At 63.2% G+C, this 7,548-nt stretch carries 6 protein-coding genes; 5 read left to right on the top strand and 1 reads right to left on the bottom strand.

What is annotated here, in order from left to right; genetic code table 11:
- Positions 1-445: 445 nt before the first annotated feature.
- The 3 genes from UNPF46_RS07350 to UNPF46_RS07340 all read left to right on the top strand — a co-directional run bounded on the left by UNPF46_RS07350 (position 446) and on the right by UNPF46_RS07340 (position 3,620).
- Entirely contained in the window at positions 446-1,711 is a 1,266-nt protein-coding gene (locus UNPF46_RS07350; RefSeq protein ID WP_142249528.1) for a CaiB/BaiF CoA transferase family protein, read from the top strand.
- 112 nt (positions 1,712-1,823) lie between these two features.
- A complete protein-coding gene (locus tag UNPF46_RS07345) occupies positions 1,824-3,053 on the top strand; it encodes an acyl-CoA dehydrogenase family protein (RefSeq protein WP_142249527.1) in 1,230 nt (409 codons plus the stop codon).
- 9 nt (positions 3,054-3,062) lie between these two features.
- Positions 3,063-3,620 carry a flavin reductase family protein gene (locus UNPF46_RS07340; RefSeq protein WP_100179576.1) on the top strand — a complete coding sequence of 186 codons (558 nt, stop codon included), beginning with the start codon at positions 3,063-3,065 and terminating at the stop codon, positions 3,618-3,620.
- Between the two features lie 31 nt (positions 3,621-3,651).
- Here the strand turns inward: UNPF46_RS07340 and UNPF46_RS07335 are convergent, their stop codons facing one another.
- Positions 3,652-4,560: an NAD(P)-dependent oxidoreductase gene (locus tag UNPF46_RS07335; protein WP_181769828.1), complete on the bottom strand. Its 909-nt coding sequence runs from the start codon at positions 4,558-4,560 to the stop codon at positions 3,652-3,654.
- Between the two features lie 166 nt (positions 4,561-4,726).
- On the opposite strand from UNPF46_RS07335, the gene UNPF46_RS07330 reads away from it, so the two are divergent.
- Together UNPF46_RS07330 and ilvD are read left to right on the top strand one after the other, a co-directional pair.
- On the top strand, positions 4,727-5,710 hold the full coding sequence (locus tag UNPF46_RS07330) for an ABC transporter substrate-binding protein (RefSeq protein ID WP_174719351.1): 984 nt from the start codon (positions 4,727-4,729) through the stop codon (positions 5,708-5,710).
- Between the two features lie 77 nt (positions 5,711-5,787).
- Entirely contained in the window at positions 5,788-7,482 is a 1,695-nt protein-coding gene (gene ilvD / locus UNPF46_RS07325) for a dihydroxy-acid dehydratase (RefSeq protein WP_142249525.1), read from the top strand.
- The last annotated feature ends 66 nt before the right edge of the window (positions 7,483-7,548 follow it).

The raw sequence follows: 7,548 nt of genomic DNA, 5'->3' as shown, positions 1-7,548 counted from the left end.
CTGGCACCGGCCCCACGGTGGTATAGACTCACAAACGCCGATCAGCAGACTTGGGCTGACCAAGGACAACCTCTTGAGGCTCCACACCTAGGGCGAGCGAGCGCATCCATTGTCCATCCTGAAAATTCCGACGGCGAAGATCTTCGAGCCGCTACTCAAGCCTGCGCGCTACAAGGGCATTTACAGCGGGCGCAGCTCGGGCAAGTGGTTGCGCTGACGGCCAAGTGCATATCCCGCGATGCGGAACGCGGCCTGCGATGGTCCTTATAAGGTGAAGCGCGGCTTGTATGCGCAGGATCGAAGCCCGGCAGCCATGGCTGCCGGGCTTTTTTGCGTTGACAACCAATGCGAGCGAGACACTTGCGAAGTTGGCGGCGCCGGGCTTTAAGTTTGCCGTTGCGGGAAATTCGGCAGCCATAAGCCGATGTAAGGGAGCGTGCCATCGATGCCCACCAAGCCTCAATTGCCGGAACGTTCGCCGCGGGCGATGGGAGGGCCGACTGCGCTCGACGGTCTGCTGGTCGTTGATTTCACGCGGGTCGTCGCCGGCCCGGCCTGCACGCAGACGCTCGCCGATTTCGGCGCACACGTCATCAAGATCGAGAATCCGGACGGCGGCGACGATACCCGCGCCTATGAGCATGCCGAGATTGGCGGCGAGAGCGCCGCGTATTTGAGCCTGAACCGCAACAAGCGCGGCATCGCGCTCGACCTTTCCCTTCCTGAGGCCCGTGAGATAGCGCTTGACCTGATCCGCAAGGCGGATGTCGTCGTGGAAAATTTCTCGAGCGGGGTCATGAAGAAGTTCGGGCTGGATTACGAGAGGGTCGCGCCGTCCAATCCCCGGCTGGTCTATTGCTCGATTTCGGCGTACGGACGCTCCGGACCGTTCGCCTCGCGTCCCGGCTTCGATCCCATCACTCAGGCCGAGAGCGGCTTCATGTCGCTCAATGGATTTGCCGATGGCCCCGCGGTTCGCACCGGCCCTCCCATCGTGGATATGGCGACGGGGATGTCCGCCTGTAACGCGATACTTCTGGCACTGCTTGCGCGGGACCGGCTCGGCCGCGGGCAGCATGTCGAAGTCGCTCTGTTCGACGTCGCGATGGGGATGACCGGCTTCTACGGCATGGCCTATCTCATCAACGGTGAAAATCCCGGCCGGTTCGGCAATTCACCCAGCGGGTCGCCCACCGTCGGCGTCTACGAGGCTTCAGACGGACCGCTCTACATGGCCTGCGCCAACGATCGGCTCTATCGTCGGCTCGTGGTCGAGGTGTTCGACCGCCCCGATCTCATCACCGAGCCGCAGTTTGCCACGCGCAAGGCCCGTTCCGAGAACAAGGAGCTCCTGCGTGCCGCCATTGCGGACGTCTTTGCCGGCGATACCCTTGAGAACTGGATGGCAAAGATGAAGCTCGCCAATATTCCGGTCGGCTATCTCCGAACGGTCGAGGAGGGGTTCAACGCGCCCGAAGCTCGCGAACGCCATCGCTTGAGCCGGATTCCGCATCGTACCGCGGAATGGGTCCCCAACATCGAGCCAACGATAACCATGAGCCTGACCGGTGCGGTCGACCCCGTTGCCGCCCCGCTCCTGGGGGAGCACACCGAGGACATCTTGCGCAATATGCTCGGTTATGACGAGCGTCGTATCGCGGATTTTACCCGGAAGGGAGTCTTTGGCGCGGGCAAACCCTCGACGGGCTAGGTTCGCGGTCGATCCCCATGGCGTCAGGCTCACCGGCTTTGATGCGGTGTCAGCTGCATTGGCTTGATTTGGCGAAGGGGCGGCCGCATAAATACGCGAAGCGAGGGACAGAATGGCGCCTGGTCGAAAGCCGAGCATGGATCAGTCCGCCGGGTCGGAAGCTGGCGAACGCGCCTATGCGGAAATGATCGCGAAGGCCCGGGCTCTCCTGCCGCGACTTCGAGAGCGGGCGGCGCGGACGGAGGAGCTCCGACGTCTCCCGCCGGAGACCGAAAGGGATCTCCACGACGGCGGTTTGTTCCGAATGCTCCAGCCGGCACGGATCGGCGGCGCCGAACTCGACTACGTCGCCCTCGTCGATTGCGCCGAGCTGCTTGGGCAAGCCGATGCGTCGGTCGCTTGGAATCTCGCCAATCTGGCAAGCCATCACTGGATGCTCGGCATGTTCGAGCAGAAGGCGCAGGATCTCGTTTGGAGCCGTGATCCGGACGCGCTAATCGCGTCCTCGTTCATTTTCCCAGCCGGACGCGCGACGAAAGTTGACGGCGGATACCAGCTGCGCGGCAGCTGGCCATTCTCTTCGGGCGTTGCCTCCTGCGAATGGAACATGCTGGCGAGCGTAGTCTACTCCGAAGACGAGGCAGACGGCATCGAGTATCGGATCTTCCTGCTGCCCAAGGGCGACTACAAGGTGCTGGATACCTGGAATGTCGCGGGATTGCGCGGGACCGGGTCTTGCGACGTGGAGGTCAGGGACGCCTTCGTGGCCGACCATATGACCGTTGCTGTCGGCGAGCTCGCAGGCGGCCCGACGCCGGGAAGCAAGATCAACCCGAATCCGCTTTATGCGTTGCCCGTGTTTTCGTTGTTCCCATACGTCCTCTCCGGCGTCGCCCTGGGGAATGCGCAAGCGTGTCTCGACGATTACATCGAGGTCACACGCCACCGGATTTCGACCTACAATCGCGCCAAGCTGAGCGACTTTCAAAGCACCCAGATCAAGATCGCGGAGGCCTCGGCGAAGATCGATGCCGCGCGATTGATCATGCGGTCGGCGTGCCTCGATGCCATGGAAGACGCGCGGTGCGGGCACATTCCCGACATGGTGACCAAGACCAGATATCGGCGCGACGGATCGTTTTCTGTGAACCTATGCACGGATGCCGTCTCGATGCTGTTTGCCGCAAGCGGCGCGCGCGGGCTGTTTACGTCAGGCGTATTGCAGCGGCAGTTCCGTGATGCACACGCCATCAACTCGCATCTCGCGTTCAATTTCGATGCGGCCGGGACCAACTATGGACGCGTGGCGCTGGGCCTGCCGTCCGAGAATCTCACGCTGTGAGGCCGGCTGATGAATGATCTGCCGAAGCAGCCGGCCGGCCCCGATCCAGCCAATGAGTTCGCGAGCGACAGCTCGCCGATCGATCCTCGCGACTTTCGCAATGCGCTCGGAACCTATGCTACGGGCGTGACGATCATCACGGCCGCGGCGCCTGACGGCAAGCCCTACGGCCTGACCTGCAATTCGTTCGCCTCCGTCTCACTGAATCCTCCGCTGGTCTTGTGGAGCCTGGTTGTCTATTCCTCGAGCCTGACCATTTTCCAGAACGCCAGCCATTTCACGGTCAATGTGCTTGGCGCCTCGCAGCAGGCTCTTGCGAGCAAATTCGCCAAGTCCTCGGAGGACAAGTTCACCGGTGTGGACTGGACACCGGGCCTCGGCGCGGCGCCGGTGCTTGCCGAGAGCGTCGCCAATTTTCAATGCCGGTCGGTGAATCGCTATTATGGCGGCGACCACGTGATCTTTCTCGGTGCGGTCGAGGCCTATACGTATAACGCGACGGAGCCGCTGCTCTTCGCGCGAGGCGCGTTCGGTCGATTTCTTGCGGACGACGAGCGCAAGAAGTGACCCCGGCGTGCTTCGCGGTGCGTTCGACAGCCTACGTCTTTGCCGCCGACAGCTTGTAAATCTCCAGCGCGTCCGCTTCCGCGCCGCGCGCGGCCTTGGCCAGTCTGAAGAGCTGTCCAGCAAGCGAGGCCATCGGCACCGGCGTCGACGTCGCCTGTGCGACGTCAGCAACCGTGTCGAGATCCTTGAGCATCGTGGCAATGTGACCCAGGGGCGGCGAGTGAATGCCTTGCACCATCCGCGGCACGAAGAGCTGAAGCGGAATGGAATCCGCAAAGCCGCCGGCGAGCGCTTCGGGAAGCCGATTGGCGTCAATTCCCGCGTTGACGGCAAGGCGCGTGGCTTCGGCGAGGACGGCCATGGCGCAACCGACGATGACCTGATTGCAGAGTTTTGTGGTCTGACCGGCGCCGGTCGGGCCCATGTGGGTGAACCTGCGGGCCATGGCCAGCACGTAAGGCCGGACTCGCTCGATATCGTCTGCTTCTCCGCCCGCCATGATCGCAAGCGTGCCTTCCTCGGCACCCTTCGTCCCGCCGGACACAGGTGCATCGATCCAGCCGGCGCCGTTTGCGCTTTCCAGTCGCTTGGCGAGGTCGCGCGCAGCGTCGGGGTGGATTGACGAGAAGTCGACGACGAGCTTGCTTGCACCGGGCGCTGCCGCCAGACCCTCCGGCCCGAAGATCACCTCCTCGACCGCCGTCGCATCCGTCACGCACATGAAGGCGATATCCGAATTCGCCAGGAGGTCGCGAGGCGTACCTGCGCGCCTGGCGCCGGCTTCGACAAGCGGAGCCACCTTGCCCTCCGAACGGTTCCAGACCGTCACCTGATAGCCAGCCTTGAGCAGGCGCCGGGTCATCGGCGTCCCCATCAGCCCGAGGCCGAGGTAACCGAGCCTCTCGGCGCCTTGCGGGTTTGCCTTGCTCGCATCAGCCATAGGTTGCCTCCTTCTGTCGCAGCGCGACGCCGCCTTACCATACATTGCGCATCAGGCGGCAAAACCAGCCGGTTCGCATGGCTTGCCTGATTGTTTGAACCATGAAACATTTGAGACGGTCGGGTTGGGTGGCGCCGGTCGGCGCCAAAGCAGCGGAGTGGGCACGATGCGAACCGTTTCGAAGTGGATCCTGGCTTTGGGGACGGCGGCCGCCGTGACCGCAGGGGCATGCCCGTCATGGGCGCAGCAGACGATCCGCGTCGGCTGGACGATCCCAGCCGAGGAATCCAAATACTGGATGATGCGCCGCCCGGCCGAATTCCCCAATATTGGCAAGACCTACAACATCGAATGGACCCAATTCCAGGGCACCGCGCCGATGACGCAGGCCCTGGCCGCGGGGGCGCTGGACTGTGCGACGCAGGCGCCGCTGTCGCTCGCCAACGGCGTGGTCGGCGGCAATCTCAAGGCCTACATCGTCGCGCAGCACGTGTTCGAGAAGCCGGGCGGCTTCTCGGTCTATTGGGCCGTCAAGGATGACTCGCCCATCAAGACAATCGCCGATCTCAAGGGCAAGACGGTCGGCATTTCCGTGATTGGGGGCGGCACCCAAGGTCCGTTCAACTTGCTCCTGAAGCAGAATGGTGTCGATCCAGCCAAGGATATCAAGCTGGTCGAGGTCGGGTTTGCAGTCTCGGAGGATGCGCTGCGCCAGGGCCGTGTCGACGCCGTCAACATGAATCAGCCGTTTGCCGCGCGCGCGGAGGCGAAGGGCGGCACACGGAAGCTGTTCTCACTGTCGGAGGCCATGCCGAACATCGTGCATATCCTGGAAGCCTGCCGCGCCGATTTCGTCGACAAGAACCCGGAACTCGTCAAGGCCTATGTCCGCGATATCACCTCGGGCATGAAGAAGGCGCTGGCGAACCGCGAGGAGACTCTCAAGGTCGTCAATGAAGTGCTGAAGGCGCCCATCCCGGTGCTCGAGACCTATCTGCTCAAGGACAACGATTTCGGCCGCGATCCAGGCGCCGCGCCGAATTTCCCGGCAATCCAGAAGATGCTGGACATCTACGCGGAGACCGGAATGCTGCCCAAACTGGATGTCGCGCAATTCAAGCATCCGACGATCGTCGCTCCGCTGCAATAGGCGATCGCGCGAACGAACCGGCCGATGATCTCGCGCCGTTCCGGCTCTCCGGCCCGCCGCATGAAGAAGATGCACGCATGAAGAAGTTACGATCACGAGTCACGACGGATGGCCTCGACCGGGCCCCGCACCGGGCATTCATGCGTGCCATGGGGCTTGACGACGCTGCGATTGCAAAGCCGATGGTGGGCGTCGTCAGCATGAAGGGCGAGCAGACGCCCTGCAACATGACCCACGACTTCCAGGTGGCTGCGGCAAAGACCGGCATCGAGGAGGCCGGCGGCACGCCGCGTGAATTCTCGACCGTTTCGGTGTCTGACGGCATCAGCATGAACCACGAGGGCATGAAGTTCTCGCTGTTTTCGCGCGAGCTGATCGCCGATTCGATCGAGGCTGTCGTTCATGGTCTGGCCTACGACGCGCTGATCGGATACGGCGGATGCGACAAGACGCTTCCCGGCGTGATGATGGGCATGGTTCGTTGCAACGTGCCGTCCATCTTCATCTACGGCGGCAGTTCGCTGCCGGGGCGCGTGGACGGTCGTACGCTGACGGTGCTCGACTCCTATGAGGCCGTCGGCAGCTTCATGACTGGCGAGATCGACGGCGCCACGCTCGAGCGGATCGAGCGGGCCTGCCTGCCGACGATCGGCGCTTGCGCCGGCCAGTTCACTGCGAACACCATGGGCATGGTCTCGGAGGCGATGGGGATGACCATTCCCAACGTCTCGATGGTGCCCGGTGTCTATGCAGAGCGTGCGCAAATCTCGCGGTGGGCCGGACGGCTGATCATGGAGATGCTGAAACGCGGCGGGCCGTTGCCGCGCGACATCGTGACACGGAAGTCCCTCGAGAACGGCGCGGCCATCGTCGCGGCGACGGGAGGCTCGACCAACGCCGCATTGCATCTGCCGGCGATCGCGAACGAGGCCGGCATTGCATTCACGATCGATGACGTGGGCGAGGTCTTTGCAAGAACGCCGTTGATTGGAAACCTGCGGCCGGGCGGCAAGTACACGGCAAAGGATGTCTACGACATCGGAGGTGCCGCCGTTGTGATCCGCGAGCTGATCCAGAGTGGTCACATCGATGGTGGCTGCATCACCATCACCGGCCGCACGCTTGCTGAAGAATATGGCGCAGCCAACGCGCCCGATGGCGAGGTGGTTTACGCCTCTCGCGCGCCGATCATGCCTGATGGCGGTGTGGCGGTTCTGAAGGGTAACCTCTGTCCCGACGGCGCGGTCATCAAGGTTGCCGGTTTGAAGAGCCAGTTTTTCGAGGGCGTGGCGCGCGTGTTCGAGGATGAGGAGGCTTGCGTCAAAGCCGTTCGCGGCCGGAGCTACAAGGCGGGCGAGGTTCTCGTCATCCGCAATGAGGGCCCGGTCGGTGGTCCCGGTATGCGTGAGATGCTCGGCGTCACGGCGCTGATCTACGGGCAGGGCATGGGCGAAAAGGTAGCGTTGATCACCGACGGCCGGTTCTCCGGCGCGACCCGCGGCATGTGCATCGGCTACGTGGCTCCCGAAGCCTTTGTCGGTGGTCCGCTGGCGCTCATTCGGGACGGCGACAGGATCCGGATCGACGCCGCAAACCGGCGGATGGATGTTCTGCTCGATGAGCAGGAACTTGCTGCGCGCCGTCGCGATTGGAAGCAACGTCCGCCGCGGCACCGGGCGGGGGCGCTTGCAAAATATGCGCGACTGGTTGGGCAGGCGCCGGGCGGAGCCGTCACACATGAAGGCCCGGCAGAATGGCCGTGGTTCGAATGACGCATCGCACAGGTGCGCAAACGATCGTCTGTCTGGCAGACTTCTTGCTAAGCCTGTGTCACACGG

The sequence above is a fragment of the Bradyrhizobium sp. UNPF46 genome, from assembly GCF_006658625.1.
GTDB lineage: Bacteria > Pseudomonadota > Alphaproteobacteria > Rhizobiales > Xanthobacteraceae > Bradyrhizobium > Bradyrhizobium nitroreducens.
Note: the sequence above shows the minus strand (reverse complement) of the source record. Positions and strands in the feature narration are given on the sequence as shown.